The organism is Pseudogulbenkiania sp. NH8B (assembly GCF_000283535.1).
Classification (GTDB): Bacteria; Pseudomonadota; Gammaproteobacteria; order Burkholderiales; family Chromobacteriaceae; genus Pseudogulbenkiania; species Pseudogulbenkiania ferrooxidans.
This window is the reverse complement of sequence record NC_016002.1, coordinates 3757829-3778214: the sequence shown is the minus strand read 5'-3', so window position 1 is coordinate 3778214 and position 20386 is coordinate 3757829. Positions and strand designations below refer to the sequence as shown.

The following is a 20386-nucleotide window of genomic DNA, read 5'->3' as shown; positions in this document are numbered from 1 at the left end:
GAGCCCCTTGCCGCGCGCCTCCTTGAGGCGTGCCACGCACACCCTTTCGGCCAACCTAGCGGCGAGCGCCCTCGGACAAGGCTCCACGCGTGCCGTCCCCCCGGTGCAGCCACGTCGCCGTCTATGCATTTTGGTTGGCAGTGACTATATCTTCTTCATGCGGCATGCCATGGGGATTTCCGTTTGTATGGCATTGACGCTGTGGCAGGATCATCGACGATGACGTCCGGAATCTTCATGCGCGCAGGTGCCGATCTCCGGCGTACAGGCCAAACAAGGAGGCTGCATGGCACGTTGATGAAACGGGTTCGGCCCCGTTTTGCCCGCCTTCTCCCGATTGCTTTCGCCGGCAGCGCTTTTTCTCCATCCACCCTGGAAAACTGGCATGCAACCACCCCGCGTCAGTACCAACCGCCGCCTGCTGAGTTTCGCCTGGCCATTCGTCGTGGCCGTGGTGCTTTTGGTGCTGCTGGGCGGGTTGAGCCAGAACGTGCTGTCGGCGGTGCGCGCCTACATCGCCGGCGAGAGCCTGTGGTCGAAGGGCCAGAAGGATGCGGTGTACTATCTCGAGCGCTACGCCGAGACCGGTTCCGAGCTGGCCTACCAGCAATACCGCGACGCCATCCGCGTGCCGCTGGCCGACAGCAAGGCGCGCCGGGCGCTGGACCGTCCCGATCCCGACACCGCCGCCGCCGCCGTGGGGTTCCTGCAGGGGGCCAACGACCCGGACGACATCCCCGAACTGATCTGGCTGTTCCTGCGCTTTCGCCGCGTCAGCTATCTTGATCAGGCCATCATCTACTGGGCCGAGGGCGATCGCCTGCTGGGCGAGCTCGATCAGGTGGCTCAGCGCTTGCGCCAGGGCCGGGCGAGCGGCGCGCTAAGCGCGGCGCAGGCGGCCGAGCTCAAGCTCCAGATCCAGGAGATCAACCGGGAGGTCACGCCGCTGGAGCACGCCTTCTCCAACGTGCTGGCGGAGGGCGGGCGCGTCATCCAGCGCCTGCTGGCCGCCGTCAACCTGGTCAGCGCCACCGTCCTGATCCTGTTCGCCTTGCTGCGCACGCGCCAGCTGATCCGCCAGAGCGAGCTGTTCGAGCAGGCTCTGGGCGAGAGCGAGGAGCGCCTCGCCCTCGCGGTCAGTGGCAGCGACTACGGCATCTGGGACTGGAACATCGCCGAGGGCAGCGTCTATTATTCGCCGCGTTTCAAGGCCATGCTGGGCCTGGCCGAGCATGAGCTGGAGGGCTCCGTCGGCGCGTTCTGGGCGCATCTGCACCCGGACGACACGGTGCCGACGCGCGACAGCCTGGAGCGGCATCTGGCGGGCGAGGGCGGCTACGACGTCGAGTACCGCCTGCGCACCCGCAACGGCGGCTATCGCTGGTTCCGGGCGCGCGGCCAGGCCCTGCGCGACGCCGCCGGGCGGGCGGTGCGCATGTCGGGCTCGATCTTCGACATCACCGACCGCAAGTTGGCCGAAGGCGCCCTGCACGCCGAGCAGGAACGCGCCCAGGTCACCCTGGCCTCGATCGGCGACGCCGTGATTACCCTCGACGGCGGCGGCCAGGTCGACTACCTCAATCCGGTGGCCGAGCAACTGATCGGCCACCCGCTGGCACAGGCGCATGGCCGTCGCCTGGGGGCCTTGTGCTGCCTGTTCGAGGAGGGGCTGTCGCCGGAGCGGCCGGTCCGTCTCGAGCCGCTGCTCAACGAGGCGGCGCCGCCCGGCGCCGGGCGCAACCTGCTGCTGGAGCGGCACGACGGCTCGCGCGTCTCGGTGTGCATGGTGAGCGCCCCGATCTTCGACAGCCAGGGCGGGGTGTCCGGCAAGGTGCTGGTGTTCCACGACATGACGCGCGAACGCCTGTATATCGAAAGCCTGTCCTGGCAGGCCAGCCACGACGCCCTCACCGGGCTCACCAACCGCCATGAATTCGAGCGCCGCCTGACGCGGCTGCTGGAGACCACCGTCGGGCGCCAGCAGTACCACGTGCTGATGTACCTCGACCTCGACCAGTTCAAGGTGGTCAACGACACCTGCGGCCATGCCGCCGGTGACGAACTGCTGCGCCAGGTGTGCGTGCTCTTGTCCCAGCAGCTGCGCGAGGGCGATACCCTGGCGCGCCTGGGCGGCGATGAATTCGGCGTGCTGCTGCAGAACTGTCCGCCCGAAGCGGCGCTGCCGGTCGCCGAGAAGCTGCGTCAGACCGTGTGCGACCTGCACTTCAGCTGGAACGGCCAGCCGTTCGCGATCAGCGCCAGCATCGGAGTGGTGCACATTTCCGGGGTGCCGACCACGCTCAAGGAGGTGATGCGCGCCGCCGACGTGGCCTGCTACATGGCCAAGGAGAAGGGGCGCAACCGGGCGCAGCTGTACGTCGCGGACGACGCCGAACTGACCGTCCGCTACGGCGAAATGGAGTGGGTGCAACGCCTGCACCGCGCGCTGGAAGACGATCGTTTCCGCCTCTACGCGCAGACCATCGTCCCGCTCGGCGACGGCTCGGCCGCACCGCATTTCGAGTTGCTGCTACGGCTGCTCGACGAGTACGGCATGCTGGTGCCGCCGAGCGCCTTCATCCCGGCCGCCGAACGCTACAACCTGATGGTGACCATCGATCGCTGGGTGGTGAGCACGGCGCTGGCCATGCTGGCGGCGCGGACCTCGCCGGGCAGCGAGTGGACCTGTGCCATCAACCTTTCCGGCGCCTCGCTGTGCGACGACGATTTTCTCGGTTTCCTGCGCGCCGAGCTCGCCGGCAGCGGCATCGATCCGGCGCATCTGTGTTTCGAGGTGACCGAGACCAGCGCCATCGCCAACCTGGCCTGCGCCACCGAATTCATGCGCGAACTGCGCCAACTGGGCTGCCGCTTCTCGCTCGACGACTTCGGCGCCGGCATGTCGTCGTTCGGCTACCTCAAGCACCTGCCGGTGGATTTCCTGAAGATCGACGGCGGCTTCGTCAAGGACATGCTGGACGACCCCGTCGACCATGCCATGGTCGAGGTGATCAACCACATCGGCCACGTCATGGGCAAGCAGACCATCGCCGAGTTCGCCGAACACCCGGGCATCCTGGAGGCGCTCAAACGCATGGGGGTCGATTACGCCCAGGGCTACGGCGTGGCCAGACCGCTGCCGCTGGCCGAGGTGCTGGCCCAGCACTTTCCCGCCAGCGCGCACGACGTCGTGCCGTCCTTGGCGCCCGCCGGCGGCCAGCCGGGTTGCCCGCCGCAGCACGTGTGAGGCGATCCTGCCGGCGCGATGAAGGCCTCCGGGCGGGCCCGCTCTAAGGAGATCGACGGCTATGTGCCGGGGGCACGTGGGCCGGGAGGGCTGGAGCCGGGCGAGCTGTTCCGCCGCGAGGCGCGTTTCGTGTGTCCGGGGTGAATGGGCGGGGCCCGGGGAGGGGACGGCGCTCACTCCGCCAGGAACAGATAGCCCATGCCGCGCACGGTCTGGATCCACGACAAGCTGTCGGGGCGCGGCGGCAGTTTCTGGCGGATGCTGCAGACGTGCACGTCGATGCTGCGGTCGAAGCGTGCCAGCGGCCGGCGCAGCGCCTGTTGCGACAGCTCGTGCTTGCTGACGATGCGCCCGGCGTGGCGCACCAGCACTTCCAGCAGGTTGAACTCGGTGCCGGTCATCTCCAGCACCCGGCCGTCGCATTCGGCGTGGCGGCGCGTCGGCCACAGCGTGAGCGGGCCGGCCGCGAGCGGGCCACACACGGTGGGCGCTGCCGCAGACGGGGCGCGCCGCAGCAGCGCCTTGAGCCGCGCCACCAGGGTTCGCATGGCGCAGGGCTTGGTGACGTAGTCGTCGGCGCCCAGCTCCAGCCCCATGATGCAGTCGATGTCGTCGCCGCGCGCGGTGAGCATCAATACCGGCACCTGGCTGTGCTGGCGCAGGCGGCGCAGCACCTCGATGCCGTTCAGGCGCGGCATCATGACGTCGAGCACCACGATGGCGTAGCGCCCGGACAGCGCTTCACGCAGGCCGCTCTCGCCGTCCGCGGCGCGGCTGACCCGGAACCCCTCCTGCCCCAGATAATCGGCGAGCATGGCGCTCAACTCGATATCGTCGTCGACAAGCAGCACGTGGGTCATGGGCGAGAGTCTCTGGGGCGCGGGGAGGGCACGATCATAGCAGCCGCTCGCGGTGGCACCACGCAGCTTTACCTGGATTTACCCAAGTCAAAAATCTTTACCGGACTTTGCCTTCGGTTAACGCCCGTTAACCGTCGTTTGCCCCAGCATGCCCTGTCGCGAGGCGTGGCCGGCGGTTGCCGGCCGGGCCTTCGCCTTGTACAGCTCAACCCCTTTCTGCGAGGTGATAGTCCGATGTTCCGGCGAGTGATGGGCGGCACGGCGCTGGCGTGCCTGCTCGGTGCATGCAGCAGCGTTTCTCCTACCGCGGTCAGCGGGCCGACCACGGTGCGGCCCGGCTACGCGCTGGCCAACCTGGAAAACCGCAACCAGGGCGGGATTTTCCGCGCCGGCAGCGCGCACCTGCTGTTCGAGCAGCAGAGCGCGCGTTACATCGGCGACATCGTCAAGATCGAGATTGCCGAGAGCCTGTCCGGCAGCAACAAGTCGGGCACCAGCGGCAGCCGCAAGAACGCGCTGAAGGTGGCGGGGCCGGGGGCCGGCTCATCGATGACCGGCCTGTTGAAGTGGATCTTCGACATCGACGTCGACGCCTCGGGCAGCGACAGCTTCAGCGGCAAGGGGGAGAACACCAACAGCAACGTGCTGAAGGGCAAGCTGGCGGCCTCGGTGATCAACATCCTGCCCAACGGCAACCTGGTGGTGGCCGGCGAGAAGAGCATCGCCCAGCACGGCAACTCGAACACGCTGCGCTTTTCCGGGGTGGTGAGTCCGAACGACATCAAGGCCGGCAACCTGGTGTCGTCCGACAATGTCGCCGACGCCCGCTTCGAGCTGGGCGGGCGTGGCCTGGTGGCCGACAGCAACAGCCGCAGCTGGATGCAGCAGTTCCTGGTGGATACCTTGTCGTTCTGGTAAGAACCTGTTTCCGATCTGCTGCGCGTCGGCGATACCGTGTTAAAAACGTCTTCGGCATGCTCATTTACCCCGTGTAAATGCCGCTTCCTCAGCCGTTTTTGCCTTGTCTCGCTCTGGCTCGCGAGATCGTAAACCGGTGCTAAGCGCCGGGCCGGTCGTGTCAGTTGCCCGCCAGCACGGCATCCACCAGCGGGGCGAGCTTCTTGCGCGTCGGCGTCCACTTGTCGTAGCCCATTACCCCCATCTCGTAGTTGGCGCTGGCCAGTACCGTGCCGTTCTGGCGCAGCGTCAGCGCGGCGTAGCTCAGGTACGGCGCGTAGTCGTCGCCGAAGGAGCGCTTTTCCCACTGCAGGAAGGCGGTGTAGGCGAGTTCGGCGCCGCAGCCGGAGGGCTGCATGCCGGCCTCGTACACCCGGCTCTCGATGGAGTGGCGCTGCAGTTCGCTCTGCAGCGCCGGCACGAAGTCGGGCAGCGCCACGCCGCGGTTCCACTCGATGCAGAGGTTTTTGACCGGGGCGTGGGGGTGGAGAATGGTGTTCTGCGTCGGGCCGGGAGTCATCGAGGCGACGCCGGTGATGGCGACGCTGATCAGCTTGATCGCTTCCAGGGTCGGGTCGGGCTGCATCACGACGCAACCCGGCAAGGCCAGCAGGGACAGCATGGCAAGGGCGGATTTGTACACCACGGGCACTACCTGTGACGGATGAACGCGACGGTCATGATAGCGGCGGACAGCGCCCGCCCGGTCCCCATTTACCCATCTTTACCCGCCACGCCGCCGCCCAGCGCCTGGTACACGGTGACCTGGTTGGCCAGCTGGTTGTAGCGGTTCTGCAGCAGCGCGATGTCGGCCTGGCGGCGCGTTTCCTGGGCCTCCAGCCAGTCCTTGAGCGCGGCGGCGCCGGCGCGGTAGCGCACCTCGTACAGCCGTTCCGCCTGGCGCGCGGCGGAGAGCGAGGCTTCCAGCTTTTCCCCCTGCGCCTGGTACTGGCGGCGCGCCGACAGCGCGTTTTCGACATCGGCCAGCGCCTGGTACAGGGTCTGGCGGAATTCGACCACGGCCTGCTGGTACTCGGCCTCGGACACCTTGCGGTTGAGCTGCATTTCGCGCCATTGCAGGAAGGGCAGCGTCAGCCCGGCGCCCAGCGTGGCGACCGGGTTGCTCAGCGCCTGGGACAGCGCCGTGCTGCTCGAACCCAGGCTGCCGGTCAGTCTGATGTCGGGGTAGTAGCTGGCGCGCGTGGCGTCGCCGCTGGCCAGCGTTGCGCGCAGGCGCAGCTCGGCGGCGGCGAGGTCGGGACGGCGCGCGAGCAACTGGGCCGGCACGCCGGCGGCGATCTCCGGCAGGGCGTGCTCTGGCAAGCGTTTCAGCTCCTGGAAGCGGCTGCCTGGCGGGCCGTCGAACAGCAGCGACAGCGCGTTGCGCGCCTCGGCCAGTTGCTGCATGAGTTCGGTGTGGCTCGCCTGCTGGCTCGCCAGCGTCTGCTCGGCGTTGAGCAGGTCGAGCTGCGAGGCGGCGCCGGCGGCTTTCTGCGCCTGCACCAGCTGTAGTGTCTTGCTGGCGTAGGCGATGCTGTCCTGGCTCAGCGCGAGGCGCTGTTTGAGGTAGCCGATCTTCCAGTACAGCGTGGCGGTGGTGCCGATCAGCGACAGCCGCGTGCTCTGCTTGTCCTGTTCGGTGGCCTTGGCCTCCCATACCTTGGCGTCGCGCTGGCGGGCGAGCTTGCCCCACAGGTCGAGCTCGTAGCTGACGCTGGCGCTGACGGCGTGGCTTTGCGTGGTGCCGCCGCCGTGCTTCAGCGAGCGGCTGGCGCTGCTGTCGGCGCTGGCCGCGAGGCTGGGGCTGAGCGCGTCGTCGGCGAGGTCGGCGGCGAGCCGGGCGCGGCGCACCTTCAGCGTGGCGGCGGCGAGGTCGTTGTTGCGCTCGAGCATCAGTTCGATCAGGGTGTCGAGCTCGGCGTCGGCGAAGCGCTGCCACCAGCACTCGAGGTTGGCCGAAAACGCCGTGGCGGCGCTGCCGGCTTGGGCGTGTTCCCACGCCGAGGGCAGTTTCAGCCGGGGCGTGCTGTAGGGGGTGTCGTTCAGGGCGGCGCAGCCGCTCAGCGCGAGGCCGAGCAGCACGGCAGCCAGCAGGGGTTTCATCGTCATAATCATCACTCCCGCGCCAGCGCGACCACCGGGTCGAGCCGCGCGGCGTTGCGTGCCGGCAAAAAGCCGAACAGCACGCCGATCAGGGTGGAGCAGGCGAACGCCGCGACGATCGAGCCGGCGGAATAGACCATGCTGAAGTGGCTGCTGAGGTGGTCGAACGCCGCGCCGACCAACAGCGACAGCCCAACGCCCAGCACGCCGCCCATCAGGCACACCAGCACCGCCTCGATCAGGAACTGCTGCAGGATGTCGCCCTGGCGCGCACCCACCGCCATGCGCACGCCGATCTCCTGGGTGCGCTCGGTGACCGACACCAGCATGATGTTCATCACGCCGATGCCGCCCACCACCAGCGAGATCACCGCGATCATCGACACCAAGAGCGTCATGGTGGCGGTGGTCTTCTCGATGGTCTGGCGGATGCTGTCGGTGTTCATCACGTAGAAGTCCTGCTTGCCGTGGCGGCGCGTCATCAGCTTGACGATGCCGGCCTCGGCGGCGCTGCTCGAGACGCTGTCGCCGATGCGCACGGTGACGCTCTTGAGGTAGTCCTGGCCCAGCAGGCGGCTCATCACCGTGCTGTAGGGCAGCCACAGGTTGAGGTTCTCGTCGTTGCCGAAGGCGCTGTTCTGCTGCTTGCTGACGCCGATCACGCGCGCCGGCACGCTGCCCACCAGGATCACCCGGCCGACCGGGTCGACGTTGGCGCCGAACAGCGCCTGGCGCGTGTTGGGGTCGATCACCACCTCCTGCGCCTGACGCCGCACCGCGCTGGCGTCGAAAGCCTTGCCCTGGTCCATCTCCACGCCCTTGACGCGGAAGTACTGCTCGCCGACGCCCTTCACCTGCGCGCTCACCGCCACGTTGCGGTAGCGCAGCGTCACCGAACTGCTGATGCCGGGCGTCACGCTGTCGACGAAGCCCTGCTGCGCCAGCACCTCGGCGTCGCGCGCGGTCAGGGTATGGATGGCGTCCGCCTTGCGGTCGCCGAAGCCCGCGCCGGGGAAGACGTCGATGGTGTTGGTGCCCATCGCACTGATGTCTTTCAGGATGCGCTGGCGCGAGCCCTCGCCCAGCGCCACCACCGACACCACCGAGGCGATGCCGATGATGATGCCGAGCATGGTCAGGAACGAGCGCAGGCGGTGCGCGGTGAGCGCGCGCCAGGCCATGCCGAAGGCCTCGCCGAAGCGCCCGGCGGCGGCGCGCCATGCCGTGCCCGCCGTGTCGGTGTGGGCATGCGAGGGCAGCTTGCCGCCGGAGCCGGCCGCAGCAGCGCGGCGGTCGGCGACGATCTCGCCGTCGCTGATCTCGATCACGCGGTCGGCGTGCTCCGCCACCTTGGCGTCGTGGGTGACAATGATCACCGTATGCCCTTCGGCATGCAGCTCGCGCAGGATCGCCATCACCTCCTGGCCGCTGTGGCGGTCGAGCGCGCCGGTCGGCTCGTCGGCCAGGATCACGTCGCCGCCGTTCATCAGCGCGCGGGCGATGCTGACGCGCTGCTGCTGGCCGCCGGAGAGCTGGCCGGGGCGGTGCGCGCTGCGCCGGCGCAGGCCGAGCCGGGTGAGCAGCGCGTGCGCGCGTTCGTGGCGTGTCGCCGGCGCCTTGCCGGCGTAGATCGCCGGAATCTCGACGTTGCCCAGTGCGCTCAGGTCGGGCAGCAGGTGATAGCGCTGGAAGATGAAGCCGAAGTGCTCGCGCCGCAGCTGCGCCAGCTCGTCCGGCGCCATCGCCCCGGTCTCCCGGCCGTTGACGCGGTAGCTGCCGCGGCTCGGGCGGTCGAGGCAGCCCAGGATGTTCATCAGCGTCGACTTGCCGGAGCCGGAGGCGCCGACGATGGCCACCATCTCGCCGGCCATGATCTGCAGGTCGATATCGCGCAGCACCGCCACGGTGTCGTCGCCGGCGGGGAATTCGCGGTACAAGCCGCTGACTTCGAGCAGGGGAGTTGCCATCGCTTACATCCCCATCGGCGGCGGGCCGCGGCGTTCGCTGCTGCTCGCGGTGCTGGCCGAGGTCTGTCCCACCACCACGCGCTCGCCTTGCTTGAGGCCGGACAGCACCTGGGCGCTGACGTTGTTGTTGAGGCCGATCCGGACGCGGCGCGCGCTCGGGCGGCCGTCCTGGTCCAGCACCGTGACCGTGTACGCCCCGTCCTTGGCGCGCTCGCCCAGCGCGGTGGCGGGGATGGTCAGCGCGTTCCTGGCCTCGGCCAGCACGATCGACACCTGCGCGGTCATCGCGATGCGCAACTGGTGTTCCGGGTTGGGAACGTCGAACAGGCCGTAGTAGTAGATGGCGCTGCTGCTCGACGAGCTGCTCGAGCTCGATGACGACGTGCTGCTGCTGGTGCTGCTGTCGGCGGCGTCGCTGAGCGACTGCGGGCCGGGGTCGATGGCGCGCAGCGTGGCGCGGTAGCGCCGCTCGGGAGCGCCGAGGATGGTGAAATACACCGGCAGGCCCGGCCTGACGCGGGTGACGTCGCCCTCGGAAATCTCCGCCTTGACGGTGACGGTATCGAGCTGGGCGATCTTGGCGATAGTCGGCGCCGACTGGCTGGCGTTGACGGTCTGGCCTTCCTCCACCGGCAGCGCCACCACCACGCCGTCGATCGGCGCCACGATCCGGGTGTAGCCGAGGTTGAGGCGGGCGGTGTTGAGCGTGATGCGCGCCTGTTGGCTCTCGGCCTGAAGCTGCGCCACTTCGGCGCGCGCGGTGGCGAGCGTGGCCTCGGCACTGTCGACGTTCTCGCGCGCGGTGGCTTCTTCGGCCAACATGCTGGTCTGGCGCCGGGCGTCGAGCAGCGCCTTGCTCAGCGCCGCCTGCTTGACGCGCAGCTGGGCCTGTTTGCTGGCCAGTGCCGCCTCGGCATCGAGCAGGGTGTTCTGCTGGCTGCGCGGGTCGATCTCCGCCACCAGCTCACCCTGCTTCACCTGCTGCCCCAGGCTGACCTTGAGCGATTTCACCTCGCCGGACACCTGGGCGCCGACGCTGACCTGCTTGAACGCCTTGACGGCGCCGCTGGCCAGCACGCTGTCCTCGAGGTCGGCGCGCGTCACCGGCGCGGTGAGGTAGGCCGGCGACGCCGGCGCGGGAAACAACAGCAGCTTGGCGCCGACGGCGGCGGCGAGCACGGCGGCCGCCAGCAGCGTTCGGCGTTGCCAGGTTTTCGGAACGAGGGTCATGGGCGATGAGCGCGGCGCGCGCCGGGCGGCGCCGGGGTGAGGAAAACGGGCGGCCAGTATGCGGGGGAGGGGTGTGAATCGGGGTTAGTCCGGGTAAAAACAGGTAAAGACGGCGCCAGGGTAAAGAAGTGTAAATAAACGGCGTGGCGGCCGTAGCGGACGGCGGGACATGGTAAATAGAGGGCGTACCCATCAATACCAACCCCGCGGGGCGCCAGTGGCAGGCTTTGCCCCGCCTTGTTGAGGAGAACCGCCATGAGCAGTATCGAATCGATCGCCGCCAGTGCCGCCAGCTTGTACGCCATGCCAGCGGTGCGCAAGGCCGTGAACGATGGCCTGAAGGAGGTCGGGAGCGAGGTGGAGTCGGTCGGCAACGCCATCGGCTCCGGGCTGTCGTCGCTGGGCTCGGCCATTTCATCCGGTGTCGGTAGCGTGGTGGACGAATTCACCACGCTGGGCAAGACCATCGACACCTATATCTGACGTTCCGGGCGGCGTGGCGCCGGGCCCGGTGTATTCCTCCCCCGCCAGGTTGGCCGAAGACGGAGCCCTCTCCCTCTTCGGCCAACCTTTTGCCCTGGCGTGCCCGGCCGTGCTCGGCGCGCGCGCCCCTGCGCTAGAATGCGGGCAACACGTGTCAAGCCGGGTCAAGCGCGATCCGGCTGCGAGGGATGGAGTGAACGATGGCGAATAGCCGAGCGGTCCTGACGCCGCAGGACGGACCCAGGGTGCTGCTGGTCGACGATGACGTCGAACTGGCGGAGATGCTGCGCGACTACCTCGAGCGCGAAGGCTGCATGGTCGCGCTCGCCGCCAACGGCAGCGACGGCCTGGCGCTCGCCCTGAGCGGGGACTATCACCTGCTGGTGCTCGACGTCATGATGCCCGGCATCAACGGCATCGAGGTGCTGCGCCGGCTGCGCCAGCAGAGCGCGCTGCCGGTGCTGATGCTGACCGCCAAGGGCGACGATCTCGACCGCGTGCTCGGGCTGGAGCTGGGCGCGGACGACTACGTGCCCAAGCCATGCACCCCGCGCGAACTGCTGGCGCGCATCCGCGCCATCCTGCGCCGCGGCGCCCTGCGCGAGGTGCGCCAGGCCGAGAGCGACGTGTTGCGCGAGGGCGCGCTGGCGATGTGGCCGCGCGAGCGCCGCGCCGAGTGGGACGGCCGCCCGCTGGAGCTGACCAGCACCGAGTTCAGCCTGCTGGCGGAGCTGGTGCGCCAGGCCGGGCACCCGGTCAGCAAGGGCGAGCTGTCGGAACGCGCGCTGGGCCGTCCGCTGGCGCGCTTCGATCGCAGCATCGACGTGCACATGAGCAGCATCCGCCAGAAGCTCGGCCCCTTGCCCGACGGCCGCTCCTGCATCCAGACCGTGATCCGTCGCGGCTACCAGTTCATCAAGGCCTGAACCATGGGACGCCTGTTCTGGAAACTGTTCCTGATCCTGTGGCTGACCCAGATCACCACCGCGCTCGGGGTCGGCGTCGCCTTCAGCCTGCGCCATCAGTTCGAATCCCCGCGTGCCGCCGAACTGGCGTGGCAGGACCCGGCGCAGCGGCCGCCGCCGCCTCCCCGGCACGGCCCGGTGCCGCCGGAGCCGCTGCTGGTGGGCTTGGTGGCGAGCCTGATCTTCGGCGCGCTGCTGGCGCGCTACCTGTCCAAGCCGATCCGTCTGATGCGCGGCGCCTTCGATGCCGTGGCCGAGGGCAACCTCAAGGTCAATCTGGCCCAGCAACTGGGGCGGCGCCAGGACGAACTGGCCGACCTCGGGCGCGACTTCGACCTGGTGGCGCAGCGGCTGCAGGGGCTGATCGACGACAAGAAGCGCCTGCTGCACGACGTCTCGCACGAACTGCGCTCTCCGCTGGCGCGGCTCAGCGCCGCCGTCGACCTGGCACGCCAGCAGCCGGAAAAACTCGACACCTGGCTCGAGCGCATCGAGCGCGAGGCCGGGCGCATGGACCAGCTGGTGGGAGAGCTATTGGCGATCGCCCGGCTCGACGCCGAGGGCGCCGCCGGCGGCGAAACGCTGTCGCTGCGCGACTTCCTCGTCGCCCTGGTGGCCGACGCCCAGTTCGAGGCCGGCCTGTCGGGCTGCCGCGTGGAACTGCAGATCGAGCACGACGGCCGTATCGCCGCCCGCCCGGACCTGTTGCGCCGCGCCGTGGAAAACGTGCTGCGCAACGCCATCCGCTACAGCCCGCCGCACAGCGTGGTGCAGATCCGGGTGACGCCGCTGCCGGATTGCGGGCAGGTGCGCCTCGCCATCCACGACCACGGCCCCGGCGTACCGGAAGCCGAGCTGGCGACGATCTTCGAGCCGTTCTTCCGCAGCAGCGGCAGCGACAACCAGGGCTACGGGCTGGGGCTGGCCATCGCCAAGCGGGTGATCGTCGCCAGCGGCGGGCGCATCGCCGCCGCCAACGCCGCCGAAAGCGGGCTGACGGTCAACATCGAGCTGCCGCTGGCCTGAGCGCGTGTTCACCGCGCCCATGGCCGACGACGACAGTGACGCGGTGACGACAGGGGGAACCGTGTGTCCCCTGGAGGCAGGGTTGCCGCGAAAGGGCGCCGGGGACAAAAACGGACGGCAGGAAAGCAAAAAGGGTTAGCGAAAAGATGTCGCTAACCCTTTGAATTCTTGGCGCACCCGATTGGAATCGAACCAACGACCTTCAGCTTCGGAGGCTGACACTCTATCCAACTGAGCTACGGGTGCTTTGCAGAGCAGGCGGATGATAGCTTAACTGCCCCGGCGCGTCCAGTGAGGGGCTTTTGCCATGCCGAGAGGGTTCTCGTATAATCCCCCTGATTTCTTCATTGTCATTAATATTTCAGGCGAGGCTCGGAATGAGTAATGGGAACGGGATGGCCCCGGGGCAGGTTGTCAAGGTCCTGATCGGCGTCGTTGTCTTTCTGGTCGTGGCGATCTGGCTGCTGGCCAAGCTGGCAACCAGTGGTTTCAACGTGGATGCCGAAGTCATGACCAAGGAAGCGGTAGCCGCTCGCCTGAAACCGGTCGGCGAATCCGTCGCCAGCGACGCGCCCCCGGGCATGCGCAACGGTGAACAGGTGTTCAAGGCCATCTGTATTTCCTGTCACGGTACCGGCCTGGCCGGCTCGCCCAAGTTCGGCGACGCCGGCGCCTGGGCGCCGCGTATCGCCAAGGGCTTCGACACCCTGGTACAGCACGCGCTGGGCGGCTTCAACGCCATGCCGGCCAAGGGCGGCGCCGCCGACCTGAGCGACGACGAAGTGAAGCGCGCCGTGGCCTACATGGCCAATGCCGGCGGTGCCAAGTTCACCGAGCCGAAAGTCGGCGGCGAAGGCGGTGCGGCGCTCGACCCGAACGTGGCCGGCAAGAAAATCTTCGACAGCGTTTGTACCGCCTGCCATTCCACCGGCGCCGCCGGTGCGCCCAAGTTCGGCGACAAGGCCGCCTGGGCTCCGCGTCTGAAGCCGGGCCTGGACGAAGTGGTGAAAATCGCCACCAAGGGCCTGAACGCCATGCCGCCTAAGGGTGGTTTCACCGGCAGCGATGAAGAATTCAAGGCCGCCGTGGAATACATGGTGAACAACTCCAAGTAAGCCTGCCTAGGCTTTCCAGATACCAGAAACGCGCCCTCGGGCGCGTTTTTTTTTGTGCCCCGCCGCCACGGCCCGAAACCTTCCGGCACCGGCGTGAGCCGCCTCAGTCGCGTGGTGCCTGCTCCGACTCGGGCCAGCTCAGGCCGTGTTCCCGCAGCAGCGGCTCCAGCCAGTGGCGCAGCCGGTCGCAATGCTTTCCCTCCCAGTACAGCTTGCGGCAGCTCTGGCAACGGTAGAAGTGGCGCTGGTAGGCGTAGACGCGCGGCGGTGTCTCGGCGGCGACGCTGGCGCGCGTCACCGCTTCGATGGCGCCGTTGCAGCGCGCGCAGCGGCTGAACAGGCGCAACTGACGCCACAGATCGAAGCGCTCCAGCACCTCGAGCAACTGCTCGCGCGGCATGATGGCACGCAGAAAGGCGCCATGCGTCACGGCATTGCGCTTCAGCAGCCCGACGTCGCGCGTGAGCAGGATGCGGTGCTCGGCCAGCGCTACCTGCGCCAGCTCCTCGTCCGGCCAGTCGTTGCGGTACAGCGTATCGAGCCCGAGCAGGCGCAGGTAGCGCGCCAGCCGGCCAAGATGGACATCGAGCACGAAACTGGGGTGGCGTAGCGGCGCCGGGCGCAGCCGGTTCAGCTCGGCGAGGTCGAAGCGCTCGAAGGTCGGGTAGACCGCCACCCGTTCGCCGCCGTGCAGATGGTGCTGGAAATCCACCGACACGCCGTCCACCAGGATCAGATCGACCTCGGTGTGCGGGACGCCCAGCGCCTGGATGCGGTCCTTGACGGTGGGGCTGCCGCTGAAGGCATGGCGAAAACTGACCTTGCGCCGGGCGGGCGGCAAAAAATCGTTCAGCTCCTCGTAGAAGCGGAATTCGCAGTGCTTGAGGGACTTCGGGGGGCGCGACATGTATGCACTATAACCCTAGAAACAGCGGCTGTTTTGCCGTGCCGTGGCTGCGTGCCGGGAGCACACGGCGGCCAGCGGCGAACCCGGACGATTGGCTGCGGCCTGGTGACAAGGGGCGCCAAGACCGCCAACTTGAGTGGAGGGAGCGATATGGACGTTTCATGGATTGTCGTCGCCGACAGCCGGCGCGCACGGATTTTCCAGCCCGAGGCCGGTGGGCACAAGCTGACGGAAACGGCGGAAATCAGCGCGGAGGAGGGGGAGGCCGCCGCGGGCGGCAACCATGCCGAGCCGCCGCGCGGCGGGCACCGGACCATGGTGACGCGCAGCGACCCGCAGGAGCACGATGCCGCCGCGTTCGCCCGCAAGCTGGCGAACGCCCTGACCCAGGGACGCGCCGACGGCAGTTTCGAGCGGCTGGTGCTGGTGGCGCCGCCGCACTTCCTCGGCCAGTTGGGCGAGTGCCTGCCCAAGGAGGTCGAGCGCATGGTGGCGCTCAAGGTGTCGCAGGAACTGACCCATCTCGATGCCGCGGCCATCCGCGAGCATCTGCCGGCGCGCTGGTGAGCGCCGCTTTCATCCGGTGGCCGCGCTTCGCCCCGTGAGCGTCGGTGGCCTTCTGCGCGAGCGAGGCTCTGCGAGAGACTCGCTCCGCCCTGATCCTCGGGTACGCCGCGGATGCTACGGTTTCCTGGCGCCTGCGGCGGTCACGCTGCCCGGGCGGTCTCGCCCCGGCTGAAACACGTTTTCCGTCCAGGTCGATGGCGGCACGCTACTCGACGCCGCCCTTGCCCTTCTTGCCTTCCAGCATCGCACTCAGGCTCGCCAGCCGCGACTTGCCTTCGCTCTTGCTGACCACCGGCTCGGCGCCCGGTTTGCCGAAGTGGCGCAGGTCGTCGCCGTTGATCTCGTCGATGAAGCGCGACGGGTCGACGAACTGCCACTCGCCGGCGCGCCTGCGCTTGACGCAGTGGGTCAGCGTCAGGCTCCTCTGGGCACGGGTGATGCCGACGTACATCAGCCGCCGCTCCTCCTCGATCATGCCGTTTTCCACCGATTCGCTGTGCGGCAGGATGCCTTCCTCGCAGCCCACCAGGAACACGTGCGGGTACTCCAGGCCCTTGGAGGCGTGCAGCGTCGACATGTGCACGGCGTCCAGCTCGCCCTCGTCGCGCCCCTCCAGCATGGTGATCAGCGCGATCAGCTGGGTCAGCTCGATCAGGTTCTTGTTGTCGGCCTCGCCCTTCCTGGCGAGCCAGGCCACCATCTCCTGCACGTTCTTCCACTTGGTCTCGGCGGCGCGCGGGCTGTCCTCGCTGTCGTACAGCCAGGTCTCGTAGCCGATCGCCTTGAGCATCTCCTGCGCCAGCTCCCCGGCCGGCTCGCGCAGCGCGCGGTATTGCAGATGGTTGATGAAGTCGCAGAACTGCGTCAGCGGCTCCAGCTGAGCGTGCTGCACCTGCAGCCGGAAGCCTTCCTCGTGCGCGGCGGCGAACAGGCTCTTCTTGCGCTCGCCGGCCCAGGCGCCGAGCTTCTCCAGCGTGCCGGCGCCGACGCCGCGCTTGGGCGTGGTCAGGGCGCGGATGAAGGCCGGGTCGTCGTCCGGGTTGGTGATCAGCCGCATATAGGCGATCACGTCCTTGACCTCGGCCTTGTCGAAGAAGCTCTGCCCGCCCGACATCTGGTAGGGGATGCGCTGGTTGCGCAGCGCCTGCTCGAAGATGCGCGCCTGGTAGTTGCCACGGTAGAGGATGGCGTAGTCCTTGAACTCGGTGCGGCATTCGAACTTGTGCGCCAAGAGGCGCTGCACCACCACCTCGGCCTCGTGCTCCTCGTCCTTGCAGCGGATGACGTGGATCGGCTCGCCCAGGCCCAGTTCGCTCCACAGCTGTTTCTCGAACAGCTTGGGGTTGTTCGAGATCACCGAGTTGGCGGCGCGCAGGATGCGCGCGGTGGAGCGGTAGTTCTGCTCCAGCTTGATAATCTTCAGCTTGGGGAAATCCTGCTGCAGCAGGCGCAGGTTCTCCATGTTGGCGCCGCGCCAGGCGTAGATGCTCTGGTCGTCGTCACCCACCGCGGTGAACATGCCGCGCACCCCGGTCAGCAGCTTCACCAGCTGGTACTGGCAGGTGTTGGTGTCCTGGTATTCGTCGAGCAGCAGGTAGCGCAGTTTGTGCTGCCACTTCTGCAGCACCTCCTCGTTGCTGCGGAACAACTCCACCGGCAGCCGGATCAGGTCGTCGAAGTCCATCGCCTGGTAGGCGGTGAGGGTGTCCTGGTAGGCGAGGTAGGTGGTGGCGCAGATGCGTTCCCACTCGTTTTCGGCCAACGTGAGCGCCTCCTCGGCGCTCTTGAAGTCGTTCTTCCACAGCGAGATCTGGCTTTGCACCTTGCGCACCTCGTCCTTGGCGGTGGTGCGCAGCAGATCGGAGATGATCTTGCCGGCGTCGTAGGCGTCGAGGATCGAGAACTGCGGCTTGTAGCCCAGGTGTGGCGCTTCCTGGCGCAGGATTTGCATGCCCAGCGAGTGGAAGGTCGACACCGTCAGCCCGCGCACTTCGGCCGGCGTCATCAGCTTGGTGACGCGCTCCAGCATCTCGCGCGCCGCCTTGTTGGTGAAGGTGATGGCCGCGATGTTGCGCGCATCCATCTTCGCCTCGCGGATCAGGTGCATGATCTTGAAGGTGATCACCCGGGTCTTGCCGGAGCCGGCGCCGGCCAGCACCAGCAGCGGGCCGTCGAGGTAATGGATGGCCGCGCGTTGCGGCGGATTGAGCTGGGGTGCTGACATGGCGTTTCCGAAAGCGGGTGAATGAATCTGCTGTGCGCCCCCATCCCGGTCCTGTGATGCGTGCCGTACCACGTGTACGGCTGTGCTTCTCTAACCGGCCTGGGAGCGTGGCGATGACCGCAGGGAATCCCTGTGGGACGATTTCTTTCACAAGCTCGGAGGGCGCGACAGGGCGGGCGCGTCGCAAATCGGTAATGCAGGCCGGGCATTGTAGCATGCGGTATTATCGCGCTAGTGCGGACGGCCCTTTTCTGCCGGTCTGCCAATCGAGGACAATCAACCATGGCAACCTACGCAATCGGCGACATTCAGGGCTGTTTCGGCCCGTTCCAGCAACTCTTGCGCCAGATCGAATTCAACCCCGGGCGCGATACGCTCTGGCTCACCGGTGACCTGGTCAATCGCGGCCCCGAGTCGCTCGAAGTGCTGCGCTGGGTGTTCCGCCACAGCGACAAGGTGCAGATCGTGCTGGGCAACCACGACCTGCACCTGCTGGCGGTGGCCGAGGGCTTCGGCAAGGTGCGCTCCGACGACACCCTGCTCGACATCCTCAACGCCGGCGACGGCAAGCTGCTGCTCGACTGGCTGCGCTGCCAGCCCTTGATGATCGAACAGCAGGGCTACGCCATGGTGCACGCCGGCCTGCTGCCGGAATGGACCGTCGACCGTGCCATGGGGTTGGCCGAAGAAGTGGAAGACTGCCTGTCCGGGCCGCGTTACCGCGACTTCCTGTCGCGTCTTTACGGCAACAAGCCGACGCGCTGGAGCGACGAGCTCAAGGGCATCGAGCGCCTGCGGCTGGTGGTCAACGCCATGACGCGCATGCGCCTGGTGACGCGCGACGGCGAGCTGGACCTGGCGTTCAAGGGCGAACTCGACAAGGCGCCCGCCAACCTGCTGCCGTGGTTCGACGCGCCGGGGCGGCGCAGCGCCGGCACCCCGATCATCTGCGGCCACTGGTCGGCGCTCGGCCTCTACGTCACCGAAGACATCCTCTCCATCGACACCGGCTGTCTGTGGGGCGGCAGCCTGACCGCGCTCAGGCTGGAGGATCGGCAGGTGTTCTCGCTGCCGTGTCCGGCCGAGCAGGCGTTATCCTGAGCCCGCGCACGATCTCGTCGCGTGCCGCCTCGGCCAGCTCGAAGCGGCTCGGCTCGCGGCTGGTGCCGGCGGCGCTGATGCGGCTGCCGTAACGCAGCTCCACCCGCATCGCCGGGGTGGCCAGGATGCTGCGCAGGCTTTCCATGAAGGTGGTGTCGCCGGCGTAGGCGGCGGCGGTGCACGGCGTGTCGTGCGGCGTGCGGTAGCTCAGCGCCACCGGCTGCACCGTGCCGCGCGACTGGCGCACCGATTCGAACAGCGAGGCCTTGAACGGCAGCAGCACGCTGCCGTCCGAGGTGGTCGCCTCGGGAAACACCGCCATGCAGCCGCCGTTCTCCAGCGCCCGTGCCAGGTGCTGGTTGACGCGGCTGGCATCGCGCCGGTTGTTGCGGTCGATGAACACCGTGCCGGCGCTGGCCACCAGCCAGCCCGCCACCGGCCAGCGCTGGATCTCCCGCTTGGCGACGAAGCGCGACACCGTCGAGCTGTTCAGTACGAAGATATCCAGCCACGACACGTGGTTGGCCACCAGCAAGGTGTTGTTTGGGTAGAACCCGGGCGAGTCGCCGGACACCTCCACCGTCACCCCCAGAATCTGCAACAGCTTGCGCGACCAGCGCTGCGTCACCACGGCGCGCTCGGCGTAGGCCAGGCGCGGGAAGCGGGTGGCGACGATGATCAGGCCGATGGCGATGTGCCATCCCATGCGGGCCAGACGGAAACAGCGGGTGGGCAGCGAAGTAGGGCGGGTCGGGCGCATCGGCAACGGCGAGGATGGGGAAGGAAGGCGATGCTCCGACTCTACCATGGCTGGCAATGCGGACAGTAGTAGGAACTCCGCTGCCCCTGGCGAATCTGACGTATCAATGAGCCGCAGGTGTGGCAGGGCTCCTCGGCGCGACCGTACACCGCGTAGGTCTGCTGGAAGTAACCGGGCTTGCCGCTGGCACCGACGAAGTCGCGCAGCGTGCTGCCGCCGGCCTCGATGGCGCGTGCCAGGATGCTCTTGATGGCCGCGGCCAGGCGTTCGCAGTCGGCATGGGTCAGGCGGCGTGCGGCACGCCCCGGACGGATGCCGGCCTGGAACAGGGACTCGTTGGCGTAGATGTTACCCACCCCCACCACCACATGATTGTCCATCAGCAACTGCTTGATCGACGTCGTGCGCCCGCGGCTGGCGTGGTACAGCGTGTCGGCGTCGAACGCGTCGCCGAGCGGCTCCGGTCCCAGCGCCGCCAGCAGCGGGTGGAACTCCACCGGGCCGACGTGCCACAGCATGGCGCCGAAGCGGCGCGGGTCGCGATAGCGCAGCGCGGTGTGCCCGTCCAGGATGAGATCGATATGGTCGTGTTTTTGCGGCGGCGTGTCGGCCGCCACCAGCCGCAGGCTGCCGGACATGCCAAGGTGCACCAGCAGCGTGCCGCTGGCGAACTCCAGCAGCAGGTATTTGGCGCGGCGGCGCACCGCCAGTACCGGCAGACCGCTGAGGGTCGCGGCCAGTGCCGGTGGCACCGGCCAGCGCAGGCGTCCCTCACGTACCACGACGTCGGTGATGATGGCGCCGGTGAGGTGTGGCTCGACCCCGCGCCGGGTGGTTTCCACTTCAGGTAATTCTGGCATGTTATTCCACGCTC

General features: G+C 68.0%; 17 protein-coding genes and 1 tRNA gene. 8 read left to right on the top strand and 10 right to left on the bottom strand.

All coding sequences use genetic code 11. The features are described from left to right. The first annotated feature begins 385 nt into the window (after positions 1-385). The gene (locus NH8B_RS17460) at positions 386-3247 is read left to right on the top strand and encodes an EAL domain-containing protein (RefSeq protein ID WP_014088426.1); all 2862 of its coding nucleotides are present in this window, start codon (positions 386-388) and stop codon (positions 3245-3247) included. A gap of 173 nt (positions 3248-3420) precedes the next feature. Here NH8B_RS17460 and NH8B_RS17455 read toward each other — a convergent pair whose 3' ends face one another. Beyond that, positions 3421-4107 carry a response regulator transcription factor gene (locus NH8B_RS17455; RefSeq protein ID WP_014088424.1) on the bottom strand — a complete coding sequence of 229 codons (687 nt, stop codon included), beginning with the start codon at positions 4105-4107 and terminating at the stop codon, positions 3421-3423. Positions 4108-4341: 234 nt separating this feature from the next. Between NH8B_RS17455 and NH8B_RS17450 the strand changes: the two genes are divergently transcribed. Further along, entirely contained in the window at positions 4342-5025 is a 684-nt protein-coding gene (locus NH8B_RS17450) for a flagellar basal body L-ring protein FlgH (protein ID WP_008952404.1), read from the top strand. A gap of 160 nt (positions 5026-5185) precedes the next feature. Here the strand turns inward: NH8B_RS17450 and NH8B_RS17445 are convergent, their stop codons facing one another. The 4 genes from NH8B_RS17445 to NH8B_RS17430 all read right to left on the bottom strand — a co-directional run bounded on the left by NH8B_RS17445 (position 5186) and on the right by NH8B_RS17430 (position 10364). Beyond that, complete coding sequence (locus NH8B_RS17445; protein ID WP_014088423.1) at positions 5186-5710, bottom strand: hypothetical protein; 525 nt, start codon at positions 5708-5710, stop codon at positions 5186-5188. A 68-nt stretch (positions 5711-5778) separates the two neighbouring features. Further along, positions 5779-7173, bottom strand: a complete 1395-nt coding sequence (locus tag NH8B_RS17440) for an efflux transporter outer membrane subunit (RefSeq protein WP_232503496.1) — start codon at positions 7171-7173, stop codon at positions 5779-5781. A gap of 5 nt (positions 7174-7178) precedes the next feature. Beyond that, the gene (locus NH8B_RS17435) at positions 7179-9134 is read right to left on the bottom strand and encodes a MacB family efflux pump subunit (RefSeq protein ID WP_014088421.1); all 1956 of its coding nucleotides are present in this window, start codon (positions 9132-9134) and stop codon (positions 7179-7181) included. 3 nt (positions 9135-9137) lie between these two features. Next, positions 9138-10364: an efflux RND transporter periplasmic adaptor subunit gene (locus NH8B_RS17430; RefSeq protein ID WP_014088420.1), complete on the bottom strand. Its 1227-nt coding sequence runs from the start codon at positions 10362-10364 to the stop codon at positions 9138-9140. 255 nt (positions 10365-10619) lie between these two features. Between NH8B_RS17430 and NH8B_RS17425 the strand changes: the two genes are divergently transcribed. The 3 genes from NH8B_RS17425 to NH8B_RS17415 all read left to right on the top strand — a co-directional run bounded on the left by NH8B_RS17425 (position 10620) and on the right by NH8B_RS17415 (position 12838). Continuing rightward, positions 10620-10847: a hypothetical protein gene (locus NH8B_RS17425; protein ID WP_014088419.1), complete on the top strand. Its 228-nt coding sequence runs from the start codon at positions 10620-10622 to the stop codon at positions 10845-10847. Positions 10848-11047: 200 nt separating this feature from the next. After that, the gene (locus NH8B_RS17420; protein ID WP_014088418.1) at positions 11048-11773 is read left to right on the top strand and encodes a response regulator transcription factor; all 726 of its coding nucleotides are present in this window, start codon (positions 11048-11050) and stop codon (positions 11771-11773) included. A gap of 3 nt (positions 11774-11776) precedes the next feature. Then, positions 11777-12838 carry a HAMP domain-containing sensor histidine kinase gene (locus tag NH8B_RS17415; protein WP_014088417.1) on the top strand — a complete coding sequence of 354 codons (1062 nt, stop codon included), beginning with the start codon at positions 11777-11779 and terminating at the stop codon, positions 12836-12838. 169 nt (positions 12839-13007) lie between these two features. Here NH8B_RS17415 and NH8B_RS17410 read toward each other — a convergent pair. Next, a tRNA-Arg gene (locus NH8B_RS17410) sits at positions 13008-13084 on the bottom strand. 131 nt (positions 13085-13215) lie between these two features. Between NH8B_RS17410 and NH8B_RS17405 the strand changes: the two genes are divergently transcribed. Next, positions 13216-13953, top strand: coding sequence for a c-type cytochrome (locus NH8B_RS17405; protein WP_008952413.1), 738 nt, complete (start codon positions 13216-13218; stop codon positions 13951-13953). Between the two features lie 103 nt (positions 13954-14056). Here NH8B_RS17405 and NH8B_RS17400 read toward each other — a convergent pair whose 3' ends face one another. Further along, positions 14057-14860, bottom strand: coding sequence for a Mut7-C RNAse domain-containing protein (locus NH8B_RS17400; protein WP_014088415.1), 804 nt, complete (start codon positions 14858-14860; stop codon positions 14057-14059). 150 nt (positions 14861-15010) lie between these two features. Here NH8B_RS17400 and NH8B_RS17395 point away from each other — a divergent pair, with 150 nt between their 5' ends. After that, positions 15011-15427 (top strand): host attachment protein, encoded by a 417-nt coding sequence (locus tag NH8B_RS17395; RefSeq protein WP_014088414.1) that lies wholly within the window; start codon positions 15011-15013, stop codon positions 15425-15427. Between the two features lie 205 nt (positions 15428-15632). On the opposite strand, the gene NH8B_RS17390 is transcribed toward NH8B_RS17395, so the two are convergent. Then, complete coding sequence (locus NH8B_RS17390) at positions 15633-17651, bottom strand: UvrD-helicase domain-containing protein (RefSeq protein ID WP_014088413.1); 2019 nt, start codon at positions 17649-17651, stop codon at positions 15633-15635. Between the two features lie 282 nt (positions 17652-17933). Here NH8B_RS17390 and NH8B_RS17385 point away from each other — a divergent pair, with 282 nt between their 5' ends. Then, positions 17934-18752 carry a symmetrical bis(5'-nucleosyl)-tetraphosphatase gene (locus tag NH8B_RS17385; protein WP_008952417.1) on the top strand — a complete coding sequence of 273 codons (819 nt, stop codon included), beginning with the start codon at positions 17934-17936 and terminating at the stop codon, positions 18750-18752. Here the strand turns inward: NH8B_RS17385 and NH8B_RS17380 are convergent. Both NH8B_RS17380 and mutM read right to left on the bottom strand, forming a co-directional pair. Continuing rightward, positions 18691-19512, bottom strand: a complete 822-nt coding sequence (locus tag NH8B_RS17380; RefSeq protein WP_014088412.1) for a lysophospholipid acyltransferase family protein — start codon at positions 19510-19512, stop codon at positions 18691-18693. The genes NH8B_RS17385 and NH8B_RS17380 overlap by 62 nt on opposite strands. 41 nt (positions 19513-19553) lie before the next feature. Further along, on the bottom strand, positions 19554-20372 hold the full coding sequence (gene mutM, locus NH8B_RS17375; protein ID WP_014088411.1) for a bifunctional DNA-formamidopyrimidine glycosylase/DNA-(apurinic or apyrimidinic site) lyase: 819 nt from the start codon (positions 20370-20372) through the stop codon (positions 19554-19556). Positions 20373-20386 lie beyond the last annotated feature (14 nt).